This is a genomic window from Sporosarcina sp. G11-34, from assembly GCF_026931025.1.
On sequence record NZ_JAHNZW010000003.1, the window covers coordinates 106,992 to 128,855 of the forward strand.

Genomic DNA, 21,864 nt, shown 5'->3' on the forward strand with positions numbered 1-21,864 from the left:
TCAGACAGCACTTATTATAACTATTAACGACTATATAACGACAATACTTATAATTTTCTAAATACTTAGGAGCAGGAGGACCTTTATATGGAACAACAAGAAAAAAAGATTGGTTTTTGGATGGCATTACTTCCATTGATTGTGATGATTGTTGTGATGATTTTTACGATTGTTAAATTGAAACAAGATCCCCATGTTCCATTAATGATTGGAACAGCAACTGCGGCAATAGTTGCTTGGAAGATGGGATTCAAGTGGAAAGAAATTGAGGAAATGATGTATAAGGGAATCCGTTTGGCACTTCCAGCGGTTGTTATTATTATGTTAGTAGGGTTAATAATTGGGGCTTGGATGGGCGGGGGAATTGTAGCCACGATGATCTATTATGGTTTGAAAATTATTACCCCTTCCTGGTTCTTAGTTGCGATTTGTCTTATTTGTACGATTGTTTCTTTAGCAATTGGAAGTTCATGGTCAACGATGGGAACAATTGGTGTAGCAGGGATGGGTATTGGTTTGAGTATGGGAGTTCCTGCGGGAATGATTGCAGGTGCAATTATTTCAGGAGCCTATTTTGGCGACAAAATGTCACCACTATCGGACACTACAAACTTAGCAGCTGGATTGACGGGTACAGACTTATTCGACCATATTAAGCATATGTTTTACACGACGATTCCGGGCTTGCTAATTGCATTGGGAGTCTATGCATTTTTGGGTCGAAGTTTTGCTGGAAATCAAATTGAAGCATTTGAAATTGCGCAAACTTCAAAAGTCATGCAGGAGAGTTTTGTCATCTCGCCGTGGCTTTTGTTAGTACCACTGGCGGTTATTGTCTTAGTTGCTTTGAAAGTGCCCGCAATACCGGCACTTGTTGTAGGTATAATCCTTGGATACTTATCCCAAATCTTTATACAAGGTGGTTCTCTTGCAGGTGGGATAGAGGCGTTACAAAGTGGATTTACTATTGCGACGGGCAATGTAATGGTCGATGAATTATTTAATCGCGGTGGAGTAGAATCAATGATGTTTACTGTTTCACTGACCATTATTGCGATGACATTTGGCGGAATTTTAGAGTTCTCGGGGATGCTTCAGGCATTGATGAATCAGCTGATGAAAGTCGTGAAGTCATCGGCATCTTTAATCACTTCAACGATTGCGGCGTGTTTCTTAACGAATGCTTCATGTTCAGAGCAGTATATTTCAATTGTCGTTCCGTCAAGGATGTTTAGTAAGGCGTATCAGAATATGGGATTGCATTCGAAAAACTTGTCACGTGCACTTGAGGATGGCGGAACGCTAACTTCGGTTTTCATCCCATGGAATACGTGTGGTGTGTTCATATTAGGTACATTGGGCGTTAGTGTTTTCGAATATGGTCCCTATGCCATATTAAATTTCGCTGTTCCGTTACTTTCAATTCTTTATGCAGTAACCGGATTTACGATTGTTAAACTGACACAAGAAGAAAAAGACAAACTTGCGGCTGACGAATTAAAGGAAGAAAAACTACAAAAAGAATTGAACATAGCTTGAATGAAAAATGGAAAGTTCACATCTATTTTGTGAGCTTTCCATTTTTCTTATACATAAGTATGAAAGTTGAACTCATATAAAGCACGAGGTCTGCCTTGGTGATAGGTCATTTCTTCACCAATTATTTTTGCATAGTTACATTCGACAAGTTTTTTTATCGTACGCTCCGCGGTTCTTCGTGAGACGTTTAAGTAAAGCGCTAAATCATTTGCTGTAAATTGCTTCGTTTGTCGCGTTTGACTGTAGTGCACCAACTTTGAAATATTGGAAGGGCTTAGTTTTGTTTTTTCCGCCATTTCAACAAGTTTAGGTTCCGTGTTTTTCATTTCAATTTTTGCATCAGATTGAGGATATGGGCCATATAGTTTTTTGTTTGAATCCAGTACATAAAAACTATGGCCATCACTTTCTTTTATAAGGTTAAGCCCCAAATTAGCATTTTCAGTGGCGTCTACAATCGATACCCCGTAGCCAAATGCGATCTTGGCTTTGCCTTCAAGCGACTGAAATATGGATAGAAATTCACTCGTTTTCAAAGCGTATTCGATATGTCCCATCGATGTGTACAGCGTATATTGTCCATCTTGGGCATTCCAGTGGGCTTGCATAATAGATGCAATTCTCTCGACAGACGCCTTAAGATCTTGTTCCGCGGAGATTGCTTTCACAACTCCGATTGCAATCTGGGCAGAATTACTCTTTTGTAACAGAGCTTGCTGTTTCGCTTGTTCAATGCATCGTAGTATTGAACTTTCGGGGTCAATCATCTTATGAGTTGGTATGTTTTGTAGTTGTAACTGTTGGAAAACAGCATGGACACTTGTAATGGCCATATCTATTTTGCCTTGTAAAAATAGCGTTTGATGGTAGGAAGTAATTGCTTCAATCTTTTCATCATCTTTCAGTAAATGGATGAAAGGTAGCTGATTGGTATGTTCCAAATCACTTAACACATGTTCAATGTAGGATTGGTCACGCACATCGATAGATATACGACTTAGATCTTTCCAACCTTGTGTAGCTATATGAAGTAATGTAATCGCCACGGCGGTTTCGTCTTGTTGCAGATAAAGGGCCGGCATTGGAATTGTTTGAAGCATATCTTTTACGTAAAAGTATGGAAGCGACCCCGAAAATAGAATGGCATCACATGGTTTTAGTGTCTTTAGTAAACTAGGAGCTTCTTTTGGCTCGCTGTAGCTATAGCAATTGAGTTCAATATCTTTTCGATTGGCAACAAGTCGTTCTGTACGATGACAAAAATCAGTGGACCCGATGATTGCAATTTTTATTTTCACAATAAGCCTCCTTCATTAGCGACTATTTAACGACAATGATACAATGAATACAATACTTTGCCAATAGAAAGGATTTTGATGATGAAAATATCTGAAATTGAAATGTATGCAATTCACTTACCACTCTATGAACCATTTGTAATTAGCTATGCAACGTATGATTATATGCCTTCTATTATTGTGAAAATCACAACAGACACAGGGATTGTTGGTTATGGAGAAAGCGTTGCGGACGAACATGTAACTGGCGAGAGCTGGGAAGGTACATTCGCAATTTTGAAAAATACCCTTGCTCCCAAATTATTAGGTGAAAATCCAATGAATATGGAGCGCATTCATGATCTGATGGATGCCGAAATTTACGGTGCTCCGACTGCAAAAGCAGCCATAGATATTGCTTGTTATGATGTGGCGGGTAAAACTTTGGGCGTCCCTGTTTATGATCTTCTTGGGGGTAGATACCATAAGGAATTTCCTATTACGCATGTGCTAAGTATTGGGGATCCTGAAGCAATGGCGAACGAAGCTGAAGAACGAGTAGCACTAGGATACCGTTCGATGAAAATGAAGGTTGGAACGAAAGTTTCAGAAGACGTAGAGCGTATTCAAGCGGTACGTGAACGTGTAGGTGAAGACATTGCGATTCGAGTCGATGTGAACCAAGGATGGGGAACAAGCGCAAACACACTACAAGGTCTTCAAAAACTAGAGCATTGTTCACTCGATTGGCTGGAGCAGCCTGTACGTGCCGACGACATCGATGGAATGGTCGAGGTGAAATCTAAATCGTCTACGCCAATGATGATAGACGAAGGTTTACGCGGTGTGCGTGATATGCAAGAAATCATTGCAAAACGTGCTGCGGATAAAGTGAATATTAAGCTGATGAAATGCGGTGGTATTTATCCAGCGACAAAACTTGCACATATGGCGGAAATGGCTGGAATCGAGTGTCAAATAGGTTCGATGGTCGAATCGTCGATTGGATCAGCAGCCGGTTACCATGTCGCATTTTCAAAAAAGATTATTACAAGTGTCGAATTAACAGGGCCACTTAAATTTAGCAAAGACGTTGGCAATTTACATTATGATGTTCCATTCATCCGTTTGAATGGCAAGCCTGGGTTGGGAATCGATATTGACGAGCAAGTATTGCGGGAACTTACCGTGTTTTCGGAAAAGGTGAGTCTGTGAAAATAAAGCATACGTTAAAAAATGGTAACGACATTACAATTGTACGATTAGAAGCCGATCACCTCAGTGAGATTCTTACACTGCAGCAAAAAGTAATCGACTCATTGGCTACCGGCGGATTTTTACAGCCATTGACGGAAGAAGAGTTTCTTACGATTTTAAACGGTAAAGGACCAATGATTGGCGCGTATGCCGATGAACAACTAATTGCATTTCGGGCGATGCTCGAGCCGGAAGTAGATGACAAAGAGCATCTAGGAATCGATGCGGGATTGTCAAAAGATGAGTTGCCGCTCGTGTTATATTCAGAAATAACGAATGTGGACCCCAATTTCAGAGGGAATAATTTGCAAGTCGTATTGGGAAAACACCTTTTCGAAGAAGTGGACCAAGAACGGTTTCGTTACATTTGTACAACTGTAGCCCCATTTAACATTGCGAGTTTAAAAGATAAGTTCACACACGGTATGCAAATCGTGTCGCTAAAAGTAAAGTACGGTAACTTGCTTAGGTATATTTTGGTGAAAGATCTCAAGCAACCCGTTGTGATGAACAACTATACGACAAGTTGTTCGGTTGAAATGGCGAATACCGAGGAGCAACAACGATTATTGCAAGATGGCTGGATTGGTACTGGAATGGAATACATTGATGAACAATGGGTTGTCCGTTTAGAAAGATGAAGGATTTATATGCTTTGAAATAAAGAATCCTACTAAAAACGCTAGGGCTAGCCTTCACTGGATTTGTACTGAAATTTAGGAACACTTTACTTCAACCTAATGATAAATCAAATACGTTCACAAAAACGTGCTTTTATTGAAGGCACGTTTTTGTTTGTTGTTATACAATTAAAGTAATAATGATGATTATTATTTATATTGGAGTGAACATTATATTGCAGAATAATACAGGGTCTGGGCGCCCATTTAAAAAACGGAATTATAAACCGTTAATTATTGCTTTGTCCATTATTTTAATAGGTGCAATCGGTGTATTATCGGGAGTGCCAGGCGTTGAAGATTTTGATGCATTTGACGTAACGATTTTACCTTTAATGAATGCTGTTTTGAACTGTTTTACTTTTGTCTTTTTAGTGTGTGCACTTATTGCTATTTTAAAAGGCAACGTAACTGTACACCGTCGCTTTATTTATGCGGCATTTGTTACGACTTCTCTTTTCCTCATTACGTATGTGTCGTTTCATTATTTGGCAGCGTCGACGCCTTATGGTGGCGAAGGGTTTATGGCGGGGTTTTACTACTTCGTTTTAATCACGCATATTATTCTTGCCGCGGCAATAGTTCCACTAGCGCTGACGAGTGTGGCTCGTGCTTGGAATATGGAAAATGAACGCCATAAAAAAATTGCACGTTGGACAATGCCGATTTGGCTTTATGTCAGCTTTACGGGAGTATTGGTGTACATTCTAATCTCACCTTACTATTAATAGTGAAAAAAGAGACGATTCGTTCGAATTTGAACGAATCGTCTTTTTGTTTTTTGTATTAAGGATTTGTCGACCATAGGCTTGCTGATTTGAAAAGAATGCGCGGGTGTAGTTTTAATTGCGCAACCATCACTTCAGCGAGATCTTCCGGTTGCATGACGTTGTCGGGATTGCCGTCTGTTAAGTTTTCGGCGAACGCCAAATCAGTAGCGACAGTGCTCGGTGTCAATGCACCTACACGGATGTTATGTTTTCTTACTTCAAGCATAAGTGATTCAGTAAGGCCAAGAACACCAAATTTAGAAGCGCTATATGCACTTGTTACAGGTGCGCCTTTTTGCCCAGCGGTTGAGGAAATATTAATGATATCTCCAGCTTGTCTTTCAATCATTTCCGGTAGGACGGCACGTGTAACATAATAGACGCCCATTAAGTTGACATCGATAATATTTTTAAATTCTTCAGGGGAAAGATCTAAAAATTTACCGAACTTACCGATACCAGCATTGTTAATAAGAATATCAATTGGACCTAGTTCGGATTTGATATGCTCGACTGCAGAAATGACTGATGCGTTATCTGATACATCAGCCGTAGCCATTGTTACATTAACTCCGTATTCACTAAGTTCTTCGGCCACTTTTTCAAGATTAGCGGCTGTTCTTCCTAAAAGTCCTATATTTATGCCTTCTTTTGCGAAAGCAATTGCAGTTGCGCGGCCAATACCTCTGCCCGCCCCAGTTATTAATGCGGTTTTACCTTTTAAGTTTTGCATGTTCATAATCTCCTTTGCTGTCAATAACTTACTAATAGCAGTATAACAAATTTAAAACGCATTTATAAGTAAAGGGATTGTTGACGTTCAAATGACAGAGGTCAAGTATTAATCTTTTATAAGAATCTAGAGTGTTGAACTGAGCCCTTTGTATTGTTAGTATGACAGTAAGAAAAGTTTTCGGAATTACCAACCTATTAGTCAATTGCTTCATTTGTTCAATTTATTATAAACTTGAAAAGTGGGTGATTTTATGAAAATCAAAACGTGCGAAGATTTAATTCAAGCGGAGGCAGAACTTTCTTTGTTTGGTCAGAAATTAGTTGTTTCCGTTTATTTGATAGATGGTTTATTGATAGATACGGGTCCTGCGAACAAGCAAAAGGAACTTATTCATCTTTTTGAACAATGGGACATAAGGGAAGTTGTTTTAACGCATCATCATGAAGACCATACGGGGACGGCACAATGGATTCAGAAAAATAAAGACGTACCGGTTTATATTCATGAAACTGGAATTGAAAATTGTCGCAATGCAATGAAGTTACCACTATACCGAAAAATATCTTGGGGAGAACGAGACCCATTTCAACCAAAAGTTTTAGGTGAGACATTCAAAACGCCTAATTATACTTGGGACATCATACATACACCCGGACATGCCGATGATCATATTGCATTATACAATCGTGAAAAAAAGTGGATGTTTGGCGGGGATTTATATATTCAATCGACTCCAAAAAGTTTGTTTGCATTCGAATCGATCCCAACAATTATTGACTCATTGAAAAAAATGTTACTATATGATTTTGATACATATATTTGTTCCCATAAAGGTGTCATTGGGCAAGGGAAACAAGAAGTTAACAAGAAATTGAATTATTTGCTTGCTGTTCAAAAAAAGGTCATTGCGTTACATAGCGAGGGCTTGACTCGACACGAAATACAGAAAAGGATGTTCCCAAAAAAGCATCCGATGCACTATTTTTCATTGTTTGAGAATTCACCCAAACATATTATTACCTCCATATTGGAATATCAAAATTGAGTAATGTAAGGGAGTTTTTTTGTGAATCAGAAAAAGTTAACAAAATCGAAGAATTTTCATGAACTTCATACACAGTCGACTACATTTGTATTGCCCAACGCTTGGGATGCAATTAGTGCAAAAACGTTTGAACAAAGTGGTTTTCAAGCAATTGGAACGACGAGTGCGGGGATTGCGATGTCGTTAGGATACACGGATGGCCAAAATATGCCTTTTGAGAAATTAATTGATACAATTTCCACGATTTCGAATGCAGTGGATATTCCTGTTAGTGCGGATATTGAAGCTGGCTATGGGTTTACGATTGAAGAAATTGTGAATAATGTAAAGCAAGTTATTGACGCGGGAGCCATTGGCATTAATATTGAAGATGGAACGGGAAATGTGGAAGAGCCTTTACATGACCTGACGATCCAAACAGAAAATATTGAAGCGATAAGGGATCTTTCGGACTCACTTAGTATGTCGTTGTTTATCAATGCCCGAACAGATTTGTATTGGGCCAATGTTGGTGCGCCGGAAAAACGTTTTGAAGAAGCTTTAAAACGGGCTAAAGCCTACATAGAGGCGGGAGCCGATTGCATTTTCATACCCGGGCTAACAGATTTAGAAACGATTAAAAAATTTAGAAAAGAAATTTCCGTGCCGATTAATCTATTGGCACATTCTGAATTACCATCTTTATCGGATCTTTCGGCAATCGGAATCGAACGCGTCAGTTGTGGATCTGGTCCATTTAGAGCGACAGTGACACATTTGAAAAGTATTAGCGAAGAAATATTCAATACACAAAGCTTTGATAAGATGACGAAAAATGTTTTATCTTACGCAGACGTCGCTGCGATGATTAAATAAACAATAAGACATTCTATTAACATCCTAAAACATGTGGCGATCTCATTATCGCTTGCATGTTTTTTTGTTTTGAACAATATACCGGTCCTATGAATACGATACGTTATGGGCGGAGATTTATTTCAACGATGAAAGTAGGTGTTTACGATTCAATTATTTTATGAAGCGCGTGCGAATGACACAGTAAATGACATTGCGAAGCGATGGGGGCTTCCTGTGGAATCGATTATTGCATCTAATAATCTAGTACCTCCGTATACGATTTTTGCAGGCCAACAATTGTCAATTCCACCCGGTGTAAATACGTACCGCGTGGAATCCGCAGATTCGGTCTACCGGATTTCCCAACTGTACGGCGTCCCGTCATCCGTAATTATTGAAGCAAACCAGTTAAAGCCGCCGTATATGCTACAAATAGGGCAGTTAGTAAAAGTTCCTCAAGGCGTCCCGCATTACCTTATTCAGTCTGAAGATACGTTAGATCAAATTGCGAAGCGTTACAATGTTAGCGCGGAACGGATTCAGGAAGCGAATCGGCTTTCAACCTCAACAATTCATACAGGAATGAAGTTAACGATTCCTTCCGGGTCTTTTGAAAAACGGGGATTCATTGCGTATACATCGAACCGGGGTGGGCAGTACGATATATGGGTATATAATCTGGGGAATGGAGAAAAAAGGCAACTAACGAATGGATTGGGTGATTCATTTTCTAGCCCGGTTTGGTCACCGGATAGTAGTCGAATCGCATTTGTAGGGAAAGATGAAGTGATTTATGTCGTTTATGTTGAAGACGGTTTAATAGCCGGCATTGATCAGTTGGATGCAGGTGGGGATTTCCATTTAGATTGGTCTCCAGACAGTTCAACAGTAGCTTATACCGCCCGCGGCATCATTATGTTGTATAACGCTACGTTACACACAGCACAATCTGTTGAGCAGCCCGGCGCCACTACAGTCAGCTGGTTTCCAAGTGGAACTGAATTGTTGTTTCAAGCAGTAGATCCATCTGGTATAAGCCAGCTTTATCGCTGTCAGATGACTGGGAGTGATAAAGTGCAAATTACGAAAAATACAACAGGTCCTCTTCATAATGCCGAACTTTCACCCGATGGGAAATTCGCTTTGTACACAACCCCAGGTGCAAGTGTATCTATTATTCAAACTGTCGACGTTTCAACAGGGCATGTAGTTGAGGTAGAAGGGGGTCCGCTATCCAAAAACTATTTCCCGAAATGGTCTCCAGATTCGTTACAAATTGCATACAGTGCTACTGCATTTGAAGACGCGGGGTATTTTTCACAAATCAGAACTGTGGAACGTCTGGGAGAAAATGATCGGATATGGGCAATCTCCAATTGTTTTCAAACACCCGTTACTTGGTCATCCGATGGAAGCAAAATCGCTTACTTATCAGGATGCGCTGAACATGAATTTGCACAAGAAATGTGGATAATCGATTTAAATCATCCTGTTCCAATCCAACTACTTGGGGGAGAAAGTATAATGTCTTTGGAATGGGCACCAACAGCTGTGTTAGATCTAGCTAAGCGGGAGTTTACGAGTGAAATTTTAGATGTTAATTTTCAATATCCGGCGGATTGGAAAAAGGTCACCGATGAAAAATATGAAGGAAGCGATGGTTTTTTTCGAGTATCAGCCCTTTTAGGCTCTGATAATATTGAAGAAGTATGCCACGCCGAAGCTTTCCAAAAATCAATGCCTTATGGTTCACAGCCTCAAGTAATTAAGAATTCAACTCTATATGAACAATCTTGCACCATTTTACCTTCTTCCGATCAAGCTACTGAAATGAATAATCAAGCAGCTTATATTGTAAAATATCCAAGCCCAATTATTATTGAAGGAATTAATTATAATTACTTTATTCTTTGGGCGGATAAGAATCATATTGAAGAAATCAGCTCAACAATTATGTTTTTACCGTAATAACACCCGGTTTTTAGCCGAACCGATACTACCTCGATGCCCAGATACTTTTCCATGTTTTTAGGTATCGGGGCAGTTCTTGTGCTTTGTTTACATCTCATGGCTGTGCTATATTCGTGGAGTAGTTGGATTGTCCTCTGAAGGCATAGTGTCATAGATATCCACTAACTTGATTTGATAGGGATGGTGAAGATGCGATGCGACCAATTTTATATTTATTAGTTCTTAGTGTTTTATGGGGTTCCTCATTTTTATGGACAAAGGGGCTGCTTGACTATTTCTCACCGACTACCATTGTTTTTTTACGTAGTTTTTTTGGTTTAGTGGCTCTTTTGCCATTGTTGTGGCTGTCTAAAGATCGGTTGAATTTTAAAGTAAGTTTTATTTTTCTGTTTTCAGTCGCGTTAGCGGGAGCCATCCCGTGGAATTTCATGGGTTGGGCACTCCAAGGCATCGATTCGGGGTTAAGCGGAATTTTAAACGCAACGACGCCATTATTCGCGGTTCTTTTTTCCGTAATTCTTTTTAAGGTGAAGCCTTTACGAAATCAGTTTTATAGTTTAATTGTCGGTTTTGTTGCCGTATTTACTCTTTTAATTTTTTCTGGACAAGCGATAGGAAGTAAGTTTTCCATATTCAATGCACTGCTAATGTTCGGTGTGACTTCGTGCTACGCGCTTAATTCGCTTTTAATTAATAAACATTTTTCCGATATTCCACCGCTTCACTTAGGTTTTTGGACGCTTGCAGTTGCTACTGCTTTAAATGCTCCAATCAGTTTGATTATGGAACCACGGGCGTTTTTGCATCTAGGAACATTGGACGTGTTTTTACCACTTCTCGTACTCGGTTGTTTAAGTTCGGGACTTGGCTACGTCATATTCTATTTAATCGTCTCTATAAGTGGGCCATTTCTTGCGCTTATGGTCACGTTTATCGTTCCTTTTGTCTCCATTGCATTGGGGATTTTATTCCTAGATGAGCCATTACATATCGGCATTGCAATCGGTTTACCTTTAATGATACTGAGTTTGTTTTTGATGAATCTTCATTTCATTAAATTCAAAAAGCGTGCAACTGATCTTAACGACGCGTAAAGTTAAAGGTGTACTGTATACTATTCTTCAAAAATAAACTGTACTTCCTTTTTTAAAGTTGTATAATATGGGTTAAAGATCATTATATTTCGACTTTTGAAATTAAGGTGACAATCAAAAATTTGTTTAAGGGGATATCAACGTCATGACAGAACTCAACATCCACGTAGAATTGACAGAATCAAAAAAAGAAAAACCATTATCAGACCAATTAGAGTTTGGTCGAGTATTTACGGATCATATGTTTATCGCTAATTATACAGAAGGCGAAGGTTGGGCAGATCATAGAATCGAACCGTACCGTCCACTCACATTGGATCCGGCTGCAATTGTATTCCATTACGGTCAAACTGTTTTTGAAGGACTGAAAGCGTATCGCTCGGAAGATGGCACTGTACGATTGTTTCGTCCAGAACAAAACATGAAACGCTTAAATGCTTCAAGTGATCGAATTAGTATGCCAAAAGTCAATGAGGAATTAGCGCTTGAAGCGTTAAAGAAACTAATCGAAATTGACCAAGATTGGATTCCAACTGCTGAAGGAACATCACTTTACATAAGGCCGTTTGTGATTGCAACCGAGGCGTATTTAGGCGTTTCTCCTTCAACGAAATACCAATTCATGATTATTTTATCTCCTGTCGGTTCATATTATAAGGGTGGCATTGAACCCGTTAAAATTTTAGTGGAAAATGACTACGTGCGCGCAGTATCAGGCGGCACTGGCACTGCAAAAACAGCAGGGAACTACGCTTCAGGTTTAAAAGCACAAGAAATAGCGGGACAAAAAGGCTATGCACAAGTGCTTTGGTTAGATGGAATTGAACGGAAATATATAGAAGAGGTAGGGGCTATGAACGTCTTCTTTAAAATAAATGGAGAAGTTATCACGCCTGCTTTAAATGGTAGCATTTTAGAAGGAATTACAAGGAAATCAGTAATTGAGTTATTAAATCATTGGGATATTCCAGTAATAGAAAGAAAAGTATCAATGGAGGAAATTCGCACAGCTCAAAGAAATGGCTTGTTGGAAGAAGCATTCGGAACAGGCACAGCTGCGGTTATTTCACCAATTGGCGAACTAAGTTGGAAAGATGAAAAATTAGTCGTTAACAATGGAGAAATCGGCAAGTTATCCGAAAAAATCTATGCAAAATTGACAGGTATTCAAACTGGAAAAGTAGAAGATCCATTCGGTTGGGTTGTCGAAATTAAATAACATACAAACGAGTTATCCTTACTTAAATACGAGGGGGAATTAGAATGGAAAAGTTACAATCAATGGAACAATATGAGCAACTAAAAAGTGGGGAACGTACAATTTTCATGTTTTCTGCAGATTGGTGTCCCGATTGCACAGTCATCGAGCCACTTCTACCAAGAATTGAAGTTGATTATCCCGAATACGAATTTATTTATGTAGATCGGGATGAGTTCATCGATTTATGTGGGGAGCTTAATATTTTTGGAATCCCAAGCTTTGTTGCCTTTCATGATGGTGTAGAAGCAGGTCGATTTGTGAGTAAAGACCGTAAAACACCTGAACAAATTGAGGAGTTTATTAACGGACTTTCAGACTGAAAATTGTTCGTAAGCTAAAAGCTCAGAACCCTTTATAAAAGATGTGCACATCAATCTAGTAATAGATTGGGTGCACATTTTTCTTTGAAACTTTATTGTATCTAATCCGTATATATATGTAGATGAGTCAATTTCATAATCAACAATATAACTTGAAATCCGAACAATGTTGATTTGCGCTACAGACGGACGCTTTCCGCGGGCTTGGCTTCAGCCTCCTCGTCGCTCCGCTCCTGCGGGGTCTTCTGCTCAAGCTATTCCCGCCGGAGTCGCCGTCTTCCGCTCCAATCAACGGAAATTCCATTAAAGCTAACGAACAATTCCACATTTTTTTACATAATCATTCGTAGAATTGGATGAAGCAATAAATTGTGAAATTGATTCATATAGATTGTATTTTCAACGTACGAAAATTGAAGGAGGTAATCATATGGGTTTAAGACCTTGTCCATCTTGTGGAAACGATGTTTCTAGACAAGCCGAGTTTTGTCCGAACTGTGGACATACGTTTATTAATAGCAAGAAAAGTGGTATGGGAATTACGTTTTGGGGTGTTGTTGGGGCGGTAATCCTAGGCATTATTATTATGTCGTATTGTTGAAGGTCGACCAAATGAGGGATGAGGTTTTATCGACTTTTAGAAGAAGTAAAATTGCCCGGGTCAGCCTTTTAATAGGGGGCGCTGTACTATTACTTTACATAGTTAATCGATTGTATTTAAAGAACGTTTTAGGTTGGTCCTTCATTCAGAACCATTTCAACGATGTACTTGCAGGCATGCTCATTGTTGCGGTGGTCAATGTATTGGCGATGCTAGGGGATCAGCGTAAGCTATTACTTATCCGGTTCATGCGAATACTACTTTTTACATTTGTTTGCGGTTTGTTTTGGGAGTACGTAACGCCACTATACGTGTCTTATAGTGTGTCAGATCGGTTCGATGTACTTGCATATATGACGGGAGGCCTTCTATATTGGGGAATAATCCGAATCATAATGAGACAGCGAAAAGGCTAACTTCAAAAGAAGCTAGCCTTTTTAAATGCTTTCTATTATATAAGCAGGTCGAATAATGAGCTGCCGCTTTTTACTTCAGTAAATGAAAATCCACTTTTCTCCATTCGTTCAATCAGTCCATCATAATCATCCATCTTTTTTATTTCAATACCAACAAGTCCCGGTCCATATTCCTTGTTGTTTTTTCTTGTATATTCAAACGTTGTAATATCATCGTGGGGCCCGAGTACGTTGTCCAAAAATTGACGAAGTGCACCCGCTCTTTGTGGGAAATTCACAATGAAATAATGAAGTAGGCCCTCGTAAATCAATGACTTTTCTTTAATTTCCTGCATTCTTCCGATATCATTATTTCCCCCGCTAATTACACATACGACGGATTTCCCTTTGATTTCATCTTTGTAAAAATCTAAAGCTGCGATGGGTAGCGCGCCTGCAGGTTCTGCGATAATGGCGTATTGGTTATAGAGGTCTAGTATTGTCGTACATACTTTCCCTTCTGGAACACTAACAATATCATCAAGATACTTCTTGCAAATTTCATACGTAAGATTGCCCGTACAGCCTACAGCGGCCCCGTCAACAAACTTATCAATCGTATCCAGTGAGATGACGCCTTCATTTTCAAATGCGGCCTTCATGCTTGCGGCCCCCGCAGGTTCGACACCAATCATATGTGTAAGAGGAGATACGTTTTTAATATAAGTGGATAAGCCAGAAGCGAGTCCGCCTCCACCGATACTTGAGAAGACATAGTCGATGGGTTCTTCAATGTCATTCATAATTTCAATCGCAACAGTCCCTTGACCGGCAATAATATCAAGATCATCAAAAGGATGAATGAAAATCCGATCCTCTGAGTCCGCATAAGCACTTGCACTTGCGAAAGAATCATCAAATGTATCTCCAACTAAAATAACTTCCACATGCGAGCGACCAAACATTTTTACTTGGTCAATTTTTTGTTTAGGTGTCGTTTTCGGCATGAATATTTTTGCGTCGATTTCTAATTGAGCACAAGCGTAAGCAACGCCTTGCGCGTGGTTTCCAGCGCTTGCACAAACAATTCCTTTTTCATGTGCTTCCTTTTCAATCGTTTTGATTTTATAGTAAGCACCTCTTAATTTAAACGAACGAACATGTTGTAAATCTTCCCTTTTAATATAAACATGGCATCCGTACTTTTCCGATAAGCGTTCATTTTTTTGTAAAGGTGTGTGTACGACGACGTCTTTTAAAAGTTGGTAGGCGATCAAGATATCTTCTACATATAAAGATTTCGTGTCATGGTTTATCAGTTTCATAAAAAACATCAACTACTTTCTGATTAATTGAACATCTTTTAATTATAGCACGAAAAAGTTTCTGTGTGTAAATATTCACATTTTTACAGGGAAATAATAATATGAAGTCTCATTCCCGACTAGCTATGCATATAGATAATGTGGGTAGGATTTTGTCTTGGTATCAATTTTTTATTAAGACTATATATCCTGAAATCAAGAATTCTAATAAATTCGCTTGGCGCTAGGGATGCCTCCAGCAATTGAACTGCATTCCTTTTCTGTCGTATTGCCCCGGCTACCTTAGCAGACGCCAGGGGTGGATTCGTGTTCACATTCATAAGTTCAATATAAAGGGAAGGGGATACAATGGAGAAGTCTTCAAAGAATAAAAAAGATGAACAATTGGAAATGTTTCGCGTTAACAATAAGGGAACGAAAATGACTACCAATCAAGGGGTGAAGGTTTCTGAAGATGAGAACTCCTTAAAGGCCGGCGTTCGTGGGCCGACGTTAATGGAGGATTTTCATTTTCGTGAGAAGGTGACTCATTTTGACCATGAACGAATTCCAGAGCGGGTTGTACATGCGAGGGGGTACGGAGCGCATGGTGAATTCGAATTGTATGAATCTATGAAAGAATTTACGAAAGCAGGATTCCTGCAAGAGCCAGGGAAGAAAACCCCATTGTTCCTGAGGTTCTCCAATGTTGCCGGTAGCAAAGGTTCTGCAGATACTGTTAGGGATGTGCGAGGATTCGCTGTTAAATTTTATACGGAGGAAGGGAACTACGATCTTGTAGGCAACAATATTCCAGTCTTCTTCATCCAAGATGCCATTAAATTTCCAGACCTTATCCATGCAGTCCAGCCTGAGCCGCATAATGAAATGCCGCAAGCTGCGTCAGCGCATGATACGTTTTGGGATTTCGTCGCTAACAATCAGGAATCGGCCCATATGGTTATGTGGCAAATGTCAGACCGTACAATTCCGAGAAGTTGGCGGATGATGGAAGGGTTTGGTGTACACACATTCCGTTTCGTCAACGAAGATGGCAAGGCAAGATTTGTTAAGTTTCACTGGAAGCCTGCACTCGGTGTGCATTCGCTCGTCTGGGATGAAGCACAGAAAGTCTCAGGGAAAGATCCTGACTTTCAAAGACGTGACTTATGGGAATCTATCGAAAAAGGGAATTTTCCAGAGTGGGAATTAGGTGTTCAAATGATTGAAACAGAAGATGAATTTATGTTCGATTTTGACGTACTCGATGCGACAAAACTTTGGCCAGAAGAGATTGTGCCGGTTAAAATTATTGGAAAGATGACGTTGAATCAAAATGTCGATAATGTCTTTGCTGAAACAGAACAAGTCGCTTTTCATCCGGGGAACGTTATTCCTGGCATAGATTTTACAAATGATCCATTGCTTCAAGGTAGACTGTTTTCTTATATTGATACGCAACTAATCCGGCTAGGTGGACCGAACTTTACGGAAATACCGATTAATCGAGCGGTTTGCCCATTTCATAACAATCAGCGAAACGGGTATAGTCGTCAGCGTATCGACATCGGGCAAGTAAGTTACCATAAAAACTCGCTCGCGGGTAATACTCCGTCTACGTCGACGGCTAAAGAAGGTGGATTCGTCCACTACGAAGAAAAAGTAGAGGGACGTATTATTCAAGCACGTAGTGATTCTTTCAAAGATCATTTTTCCCAGGCAAGACTTTTTTGGAACAGCATGTCGGCACCTGAGAAACAGCATATTATAAATGCGTTCATATTTGAAGTGGGCAAAGTGGAAAGTAAATCTGTAAGACAACAAGTTGTCGATATGTTCGTTCATGTCGATAAAGAAATGGCCACGATTATTGCAGATGGAATTGGTGTAAAGAAACCAACGGGAACTCAGTCGAAGGTAACGGCTTCATCGCCCGCGCTCAGTCAAGAAAATACGAGAAGTGTTCCTTATTCATTGAAGGTTGGCATATTAATTGGCAATGGATTTAATGGGGCGGAAGTAGTAAAAGCGGTTAAAACATTTATCAATGCGGGGATTACGGTTGATATTATTAGTGAAAAATTAGGGACGGTAAGAAGTAAAGATAATTTTCAAGTGGATGTGAATGAAACATTTCTTACAACGGATCCAGTTCTCCACGATGCATTGTACGTCGTTGGTGGAAAAGTGGGGAACCCTGCGAAGTTTAGTAGTGATATGACTTACTTTATTAACGAGGCGTTCAAGCATTTCAAGCCAATTGGGTTTGCGACAAGTGGTAAACCGTATTTTGAAGCCTCGAATGCAAAAGAAGGTCCAGGAGTCGTGTTTACAACGAGCGAATCTGACTTTGGAAAGACATTTGTAAAAGCAGTCGCAAAACAACGTTTCTGGGATAGGGATATTTATTAAACGAACTGTTTTGAAAGAACCTAAGGCAATTGACATTAATAAATTCAATAGTATAATTAAGGTTAATTGATTGAAAATTGAATATTCCTTATCAAGAGAAGCTAAGGGAAATGGCCCGATGAAGCTTCAGCAACCTCTGACATTGTCAGAAAGGTGCTAACTCCACCAAGACTTTTGTCTTGAAAGATAAGAATAAAGAGCCTAGAATCAATCCTCTTTTCTTATCATAAGAAAAGAGGACTTTTTTTGTCTATCAACGTTGAGCTTATGATAGCACAATACATAAGAAGGGGAGAGAAAATAAATGCCGATTAATATACCTGAAAAGCTACCTGTACGACAACGATTACAAGAGGAAAAAATATTTGTCATGGATGAAAATCGTGCAATTGAGCAAGATATTCGACCGTTAAATATTTTAATAATCAACTTAATGCCTGAAAAAGAAAGAACGGAGTTACAGTTATTAAGATTATTAGGTAATACCCCCTTACAAGTAAATGTTACATTTATGAACATGGCGACACATAAGTCGAAAAACGTTAGTAAATCACATTTGGACGAATTTTATAACACGTTTGAAGAAGTTAAAAATCGACGCTTCGATGGAATGATTGTTACAGGTGCCCCAATTGAACATTTACAATTTGAAGAAGTAACCTATTGGGAAGAACTAACAGAAATTATGGAGTGGTCCAAGGAAAATGTCACTTCCACTTTAAATATTTGTTGGGGAGCACAAGCGGCGCTCTACCATCATTATGGAATCGAAAAATATGAATTGCCGAAGAAATGCTTCGGTATTTATTCTCATAAGGTATCAGACCCGACAATCAAGCTCGTTCGCGGTTTCAACGATGAATTTAATGCCCCTCATTCTCGGTACACTTCAATTGCAAAAGATGAAATCGAAAAGGATCCGCGATTAACACTGCTTGCAAAATCAGATGATGCGGGTGCATTCATTGTGATTTCGAACGACGAAAAAAATATTATGGTTACGGGGCATTTTGAGTATGATGCAGATACTCTGGCTGAAGAATACGGTCGCGATCTGGAAAAAGGTATAGAAATAGATGTACCGGAAAACTATTTTCCAAATGACGATGTAACCAAAGAACCACTGAATACGTGGCGCTCACATACCCATTTATTGTTTTCGAATTGGCTAAACTATTATGTTTACCAAGAAACTCCGTATGAGTGGAAATAAGTATTCACAAAACCCCGAGTGTATTGCATAAGATATTGGAATACGTGCAATTAGGGGGAGTAAAATTGGCGTTATTTATTAATAATGAAAAGCATCCGGAAGTATTTAAAAACAATGTAAACATCCCGGCACCGAATCAGCAGTTATTTAAAAAAGATTTATTGTTGGAAGCGGTGAAGGAACAGCAGAGGAATAATGAAGTTTTACAAGAATCTTTACGAAACCTCGAAAATTCGCTTCATATTAAAGGCGAATTACTTGAGAAACAAACGGAAAAAGTCTATACCCAATCAAATAAACTTCACAAATTGAATTCACAGCAAGAGCATTTAAAAATCAGGTTGAAAAATTACGAGTCCACCAATAAAGAGGTTTTTTTGAAGGTGGATGAACAGCATGATGTGCAACAACAGATGTCTGTTCAACTCGCCGAACATGAAAAAATGCAAAATGATTTGGCAAATCGATTAGATATACAGGAAGTATTGTCGGAAAAAGTGTTAAGCAAACTCGATCATTTTAGATTTTCACTTTTCGAACGGACAAATTATTTGTCGGAGAAAATAGAAAGACGATATAACGATGCGACTTCTTATATTAATAAATTAATGAAAAGCCCAAGACACCAGGAAACTATTTTGAAAACAAATGAAAAAGAAGATGGTTAATTAATGGAAGAGAAAAAGGTCTAGCGACAAATGCTAGACCTTTTTTGTTGCTTGTACTTTTGATGGTTAATGCTTTTCCCTTTCGCTTTTGTCCCGCTGATTTTGGGTCATTGGTTCTTGTTTAGGTTTCAGGTTCCCAAGTTCTGCCAGTTCAAGTGAAATTTCTTCTTTCATAGCACCAGGTTTGATTTTTTGATTTTTTGGCGTTTGCGGTAAGGAAGCCGAATTATTGCTAGCACCTTTATGATTGTCTCTTCCCAAGTTTAAAACTCCTCTCATTTTAGAACTCGTCTTAATATGGCTCAAGAATTTTATTTTAGTCTAGAATAATTATAAAAAATCCGTAAATGTATACAAACATTCAACTTAAAAAATACGTTTTAGACTTGACGGGTAAAGGGTAAGCTAATGGGGATGTAAAACTGAAGGAGGCAAAGGACTTATGACTTTAATTAATGAACTTCAAACGTTAAAAGAATTTCAATGTGAGGACCGCTGTGTGTTAAGTGTGTATTTGAATACTCATCCGGGAGACCCAAATCAGCTTAATGGTGGCTGGAGGCTGCATTTGAAAAATGGATTTAAACGGATTGGTGAATATTTATCAGCTTCGGGAGATGAAAGTGAGCTAAAAGCGTTCAAAAAAATAAATGATAAAGTAGTAAAAGAAATTGAGGGCAATCAAAATGATTTGAGTAAAGGAGTCGTTATTTTTGCATCGACAGATCCCGAATTATGGTCGGTGCATTATGTGCAAGTTCCAGTGAAAACAAGCTTTCACTGGGAAAATCATCCTGTACTTGAAGAGATGGAATATATGTACAAAGCATATCCCGAAGCAGGCGTTGTCTTACCGAGTTTTGGTGAAGTACGAATTTTAGATACTGCAATGGGGTCCGTAAAAGATGAACTTATTTATAACTTCGATCCGAATCTTGAAGTGTGGGGCGAAAAGAAAAAAGTGACAGACGACAATCACCCGGCAATTGGAAACATCCACATAGACAGATTGGAGCCTAGGCTGAAAGAAAACTTAAATAGGTTTTTTAAAGACATGGGAAAAGTTGTAGAGCGATTGAAGAAAGAACGAGGCTGGAAAGAAATTCACGTGTCGGGCGAAGCCGAAATGGCGAATGCTTTCGCTGAAACGTTGCGAGACAAACCAGCGAGTTGTATTTATAAAAATCTCAATAACAGTAAACCGAACGATGTCCTACACCAGGTGTTTGAAAAATAACAACCTACTCATCAACAATAAATATAGCTATTTTATTCCAATAAAAAAACCAGCCTCCCGAAGGAAACTGGTCATAAATTATAATTGTATAAGCCGCCTTTGCCGTACTCCATACGAAAGTTTCAAACCACCACTTCTCCAAGTGGGTGTTTGCAGAAACGATCTTGTCTGTCCCCGTTGTTTAAAGAACGGGGCATGCCATTAGCGTCTCAATTAAAACTCCCTGTTACAGCATAAAGGTTGAAACTTAATATCTGTACGAACAACGCAGCCTGTATTTATATTGTACATCAACTTGATCTGACAATCAATGGGACTAATTTCCGCTCATTTGAACAAGCTATTGTTAAAGGAGGAGATATTTCTTGGTTAATGATAAAAGTAAGAACAAAGATAATCAAAAAGATCGTGAAGAATATGTTTACGGTTATGACAGAAGCGTTGATGATTTAAAAGTAATTGGGCAAAACGATGTGGGTAAAAAAAATAATGGAAGTACGGATGAAAAAAAGTAAATTAAAGATAGATCCCATCATGAATTATGATGGGATCTATCTTTAATTAGAACCATTCGTTCATTTGTTCATCTTCAGCAATCGCTTGTAAATCATCTGGTGTAATCGTAAGTACTTGGTATTCAGAACGTTCAGCGTAGCGATCGGCGGCCCGTTTAATAAATTTGGGAGAACCTTCATTTTCTTCATCGTACAGTATAAGGATCCCGTCAGAATTGCGCATGAAGAACTTATTTTTTTCGACAAACTGCCAAGGTGCTTCATATGGCGTTTGGGTAAGAGAATTATGATAATCTGCTTGCGCAATAATTGAGCGATATGTCTCTTGTCTTGTTTCATTCCAATTCTTTTCTTGTTCAAGGAAGGGTGTAAGGACAGCGTATTTTAACTGGGGATACGTTTTTTTAAGTTCAAGTACTACTTCAGCCGCCCAAGTTTCAACACCGAGTTGACCGCTTATAATAACCCACTCTAGTCCATCTTCGAGTAAAGGAACAAGTCGGCTTGTTAATGCTTTTTTTATGTATCGAATTCCGGGATGCGTGTCGTCGAAGATTCCAAGCTCATGTTGTTTATATCCGGTCACAACTAATCGTTTTAAAATTATATATGCCTCCCAACTTGTAAATAGTACTCTATTTTATCATTAATTCGAAATAAATGTGTGATTAAATCGGTAAGCTGATAGAAAACATTGAACTTTAAAATAGTTAATCGTATAATAAGAGAATG

Annotated in this window: 22 protein-coding genes, 1 other RNA gene and 1 riboswitch; of the genes, 17 read left to right on the forward strand and 6 right to left on the reverse strand. The window is 38.9% G+C overall.

Features of this window, described 5'->3' with window-relative positions; all coding sequences use genetic code 11:
• The first annotated feature begins 87 nt into the window (after positions 1-87).
• Complete coding sequence (gene nhaC, locus KSU66_RS04740; protein WP_269050272.1) at positions 88-1,539, forward strand: Na+/H+ antiporter NhaC; 1,452 nt, start codon at positions 88-90, stop codon at positions 1,537-1,539.
• A 47-nt stretch (positions 1,540-1,586) separates the two neighbouring features.
• On the opposite strand, the gene KSU66_RS04745 is transcribed toward nhaC, so the two are convergent.
• The gene (locus KSU66_RS04745; RefSeq protein ID WP_269050273.1) at positions 1,587-2,837 is read right to left on the reverse strand and encodes an HTH domain-containing protein; all 1,251 of its coding nucleotides are present in this window, start codon (positions 2,835-2,837) and stop codon (positions 1,587-1,589) included.
• An 81-nt stretch (positions 2,838-2,918) separates the two neighbouring features.
• Here KSU66_RS04745 and KSU66_RS04750 point away from each other — a divergent pair, with 81 nt between their 5' ends.
• The 3 genes from KSU66_RS04750 to KSU66_RS04760 all read left to right on the forward strand — a co-directional run bounded on the left by KSU66_RS04750 (position 2,919) and on the right by KSU66_RS04760 (position 5,481).
• Positions 2,919-4,031, forward strand: coding sequence for a mandelate racemase/muconate lactonizing enzyme family protein (locus KSU66_RS04750; protein ID WP_269050560.1), 1,113 nt, complete (start codon positions 2,919-2,921; stop codon positions 4,029-4,031).
• Positions 4,028-4,714, forward strand: coding sequence for a GNAT family N-acetyltransferase (locus KSU66_RS04755; protein WP_269050274.1), 687 nt, complete (start codon positions 4,028-4,030; stop codon positions 4,712-4,714). Before KSU66_RS04750 ends, KSU66_RS04755 begins: the two co-directional genes overlap by 4 nt.
• A gap of 215 nt (positions 4,715-4,929) precedes the next feature.
• Positions 4,930-5,481 (forward strand): DUF420 domain-containing protein, encoded by a 552-nt coding sequence (locus KSU66_RS04760; RefSeq protein WP_269050275.1) that lies wholly within the window; start codon positions 4,930-4,932, stop codon positions 5,479-5,481.
• A gap of 58 nt (positions 5,482-5,539) precedes the next feature.
• On the opposite strand, the gene KSU66_RS04765 is transcribed toward KSU66_RS04760, so the two are convergent.
• Positions 5,540-6,256, reverse strand: coding sequence for a 3-ketoacyl-ACP reductase (locus tag KSU66_RS04765; RefSeq protein ID WP_269050276.1), 717 nt, complete (start codon positions 6,254-6,256; stop codon positions 5,540-5,542).
• A 253-nt stretch (positions 6,257-6,509) separates the two neighbouring features.
• On the opposite strand from KSU66_RS04765, the gene KSU66_RS04770 reads away from it, so the two are divergent.
• The 8 genes from KSU66_RS04770 to KSU66_RS04805 all read left to right on the forward strand — a co-directional run bounded on the left by KSU66_RS04770 (position 6,510) and on the right by KSU66_RS04805 (position 13,804).
• The gene (locus KSU66_RS04770; RefSeq protein ID WP_269050277.1) at positions 6,510-7,304 is read left to right on the forward strand and encodes an MBL fold metallo-hydrolase; all 795 of its coding nucleotides are present in this window, start codon (positions 6,510-6,512) and stop codon (positions 7,302-7,304) included.
• 21 nt (positions 7,305-7,325) lie between these two features.
• A complete protein-coding gene (locus KSU66_RS04775) occupies positions 7,326-8,159 on the forward strand; it encodes an isocitrate lyase/PEP mutase family protein (RefSeq protein WP_269050278.1) in 834 nt (277 codons plus the stop codon).
• A gap of 138 nt (positions 8,160-8,297) precedes the next feature.
• Positions 8,298-10,109, forward strand: a complete 1,812-nt coding sequence (locus KSU66_RS04780) for a LysM peptidoglycan-binding domain-containing protein (protein WP_269050279.1) — start codon at positions 8,298-8,300, stop codon at positions 10,107-10,109.
• 197 nt (positions 10,110-10,306) lie between these two features.
• Positions 10,307-11,206: a DMT family transporter gene (locus KSU66_RS04785; RefSeq protein ID WP_269050280.1), complete on the forward strand. Its 900-nt coding sequence runs from the start codon at positions 10,307-10,309 to the stop codon at positions 11,204-11,206.
• 145 nt (positions 11,207-11,351) lie between these two features.
• On the forward strand, positions 11,352-12,425 hold the full coding sequence (locus KSU66_RS04790) for a branched-chain amino acid aminotransferase (protein ID WP_269050281.1): 1,074 nt from the start codon (positions 11,352-11,354) through the stop codon (positions 12,423-12,425).
• Between the two features lie 44 nt (positions 12,426-12,469).
• Positions 12,470-12,787: a thioredoxin family protein gene (locus KSU66_RS04795; RefSeq protein ID WP_269050282.1), complete on the forward strand. Its 318-nt coding sequence runs from the start codon at positions 12,470-12,472 to the stop codon at positions 12,785-12,787.
• Between the two features lie 430 nt (positions 12,788-13,217).
• On the forward strand, positions 13,218-13,388 hold the full coding sequence (locus KSU66_RS04800) for a zinc ribbon domain-containing protein (RefSeq protein ID WP_269050283.1): 171 nt from the start codon (positions 13,218-13,220) through the stop codon (positions 13,386-13,388).
• A gap of 11 nt (positions 13,389-13,399) precedes the next feature.
• Entirely contained in the window at positions 13,400-13,804 is a 405-nt protein-coding gene (locus KSU66_RS04805) for a hypothetical protein (protein WP_269050284.1), read from the forward strand.
• Between the two features lie 35 nt (positions 13,805-13,839).
• Here the strand turns inward: KSU66_RS04805 and ilvA are convergent, their stop codons facing one another.
• Positions 13,840-15,108 carry a threonine ammonia-lyase IlvA gene (gene ilvA, locus KSU66_RS04810; RefSeq protein WP_269050285.1) on the reverse strand — a complete coding sequence of 423 codons (1,269 nt, stop codon included), beginning with the start codon at positions 15,106-15,108 and terminating at the stop codon, positions 13,840-13,842.
• Positions 15,109-15,456: 348 nt separating this feature from the next.
• On the opposite strand from ilvA, the gene KSU66_RS04815 reads away from it, so the two are divergent.
• The 3 genes from KSU66_RS04815 (at position 15,457) to KSU66_RS04825 (ending at position 19,380) form a co-directional block, all read left to right on the forward strand.
• Positions 15,457-17,499 (forward strand): catalase, encoded by a 2,043-nt coding sequence (locus KSU66_RS04815; RefSeq protein WP_269050286.1) that lies wholly within the window; start codon positions 15,457-15,459, stop codon positions 17,497-17,499.
• 85 nt (positions 17,500-17,584) lie between these two features.
• Positions 17,585-17,692, forward strand: a riboswitch (SAM riboswitch).
• Positions 17,693-17,803: 111 nt separating this feature from the next.
• The gene (gene metA, locus KSU66_RS04820) at positions 17,804-18,712 is read left to right on the forward strand and encodes a homoserine O-acetyltransferase MetA (RefSeq protein WP_269050287.1); all 909 of its coding nucleotides are present in this window, start codon (positions 17,804-17,806) and stop codon (positions 18,710-18,712) included.
• Between the two features lie 65 nt (positions 18,713-18,777).
• Positions 18,778-19,380, forward strand: a complete 603-nt coding sequence (locus KSU66_RS04825) for a hypothetical protein (RefSeq protein ID WP_269050288.1) — start codon at positions 18,778-18,780, stop codon at positions 19,378-19,380.
• Positions 19,381-19,446: 66 nt separating this feature from the next.
• Here KSU66_RS04825 and KSU66_RS04830 read toward each other — a convergent pair whose 3' ends face one another.
• Positions 19,447-19,641 (reverse strand): hypothetical protein, encoded by a 195-nt coding sequence (locus KSU66_RS04830; RefSeq protein WP_269050289.1) that lies wholly within the window; start codon positions 19,639-19,641, stop codon positions 19,447-19,449.
• A gap of 181 nt (positions 19,642-19,822) precedes the next feature.
• On the opposite strand from KSU66_RS04830, the gene KSU66_RS04835 reads away from it, so the two are divergent.
• A complete protein-coding gene (locus tag KSU66_RS04835) occupies positions 19,823-20,617 on the forward strand; it encodes a VLRF1 family aeRF1-type release factor (RefSeq protein WP_269050290.1) in 795 nt (264 codons plus the stop codon).
• Positions 20,618-20,703: 86 nt separating this feature from the next.
• Here KSU66_RS04835 and ssrS read toward each other — a convergent pair.
• A non-coding RNA gene (gene ssrS / locus KSU66_RS04840) (6S RNA) lies at positions 20,704-20,894 on the reverse strand.
• Between the two features lie 88 nt (positions 20,895-20,982).
• Here ssrS and KSU66_RS04845 point away from each other — a divergent pair.
• Positions 20,983-21,132 (forward strand): hypothetical protein, encoded by a 150-nt coding sequence (locus KSU66_RS04845; protein WP_269050291.1) that lies wholly within the window; start codon positions 20,983-20,985, stop codon positions 21,130-21,132.
• A gap of 46 nt (positions 21,133-21,178) precedes the next feature.
• Here the strand turns inward: KSU66_RS04845 and KSU66_RS04850 are convergent, their stop codons facing one another.
• Positions 21,179-21,736 carry a DUF1273 domain-containing protein gene (locus KSU66_RS04850; RefSeq protein ID WP_269050561.1) on the reverse strand — a complete coding sequence of 186 codons (558 nt, stop codon included), beginning with the start codon at positions 21,734-21,736 and terminating at the stop codon, positions 21,179-21,181.
• Positions 21,737-21,864: the final 128 nt, after the last annotated feature.

What these genes read in the sequence shown, in the direction of transcription:
- KSU66_RS04790 (WP_269050281.1), top strand. Translation starts at nt 11,352, where the DNA reads ATGACAGAACTCAACATCCACGTAGAATTGACAGAATCAAAAAAAGAA.
- KSU66_RS04750 (WP_269050560.1), top strand. Translation starts at nt 2,919, where the DNA reads ATGAAAATATCTGAAATTGAAATGTATGCAATTCACTTACCACTCTAT.
- KSU66_RS04770 (WP_269050277.1), top strand. Translation starts at nt 6,510, where the DNA reads ATGAAAATCAAAACGTGCGAAGATTTAATTCAAGCGGAGGCAGAACTT.
- nhaC (WP_269050272.1), top strand. Translation starts at nt 88, where the DNA reads ATGGAACAACAAGAAAAAAAGATTGGTTTTTGGATGGCATTACTTCCA.
- KSU66_RS04800 (WP_269050283.1), top strand. Translation starts at nt 13,218, where the DNA reads ATGGGTTTAAGACCTTGTCCATCTTGTGGAAACGATGTTTCTAGACAA.
- KSU66_RS04835 (WP_269050290.1), top strand. Translation starts at nt 19,823, where the DNA reads ATGACTTTAATTAATGAACTTCAAACGTTAAAAGAATTTCAATGTGAG.
- KSU66_RS04785 (WP_269050280.1), top strand. Translation starts at nt 10,307, where the DNA reads ATGCGACCAATTTTATATTTATTAGTTCTTAGTGTTTTATGGGGTTCC.
- KSU66_RS04765 (WP_269050276.1), bottom strand. Translation starts at nt 6,256, where the DNA reads ATGCAAAACTTAAAAGGTAAAACCGCATTAATAACTGGGGCGGGCAGA.
- KSU66_RS04795 (WP_269050282.1), top strand. Translation starts at nt 12,470, where the DNA reads ATGGAAAAGTTACAATCAATGGAACAATATGAGCAACTAAAAAGTGGG.
- metA (WP_269050287.1), top strand. Translation starts at nt 17,804, where the DNA reads ATGCCGATTAATATACCTGAAAAGCTACCTGTACGACAACGATTACAA.
- KSU66_RS04815 (WP_269050286.1), top strand. Translation starts at nt 15,457, where the DNA reads ATGGAGAAGTCTTCAAAGAATAAAAAAGATGAACAATTGGAAATGTTT.
- KSU66_RS04805 (WP_269050284.1), top strand. Translation starts at nt 13,400, where the DNA reads ATGAGGGATGAGGTTTTATCGACTTTTAGAAGAAGTAAAATTGCCCGG.
- ilvA (WP_269050285.1), bottom strand. Translation starts at nt 15,108, where the DNA reads ATGAAACTGATAAACCATGACACGAAATCTTTATATGTAGAAGATATC.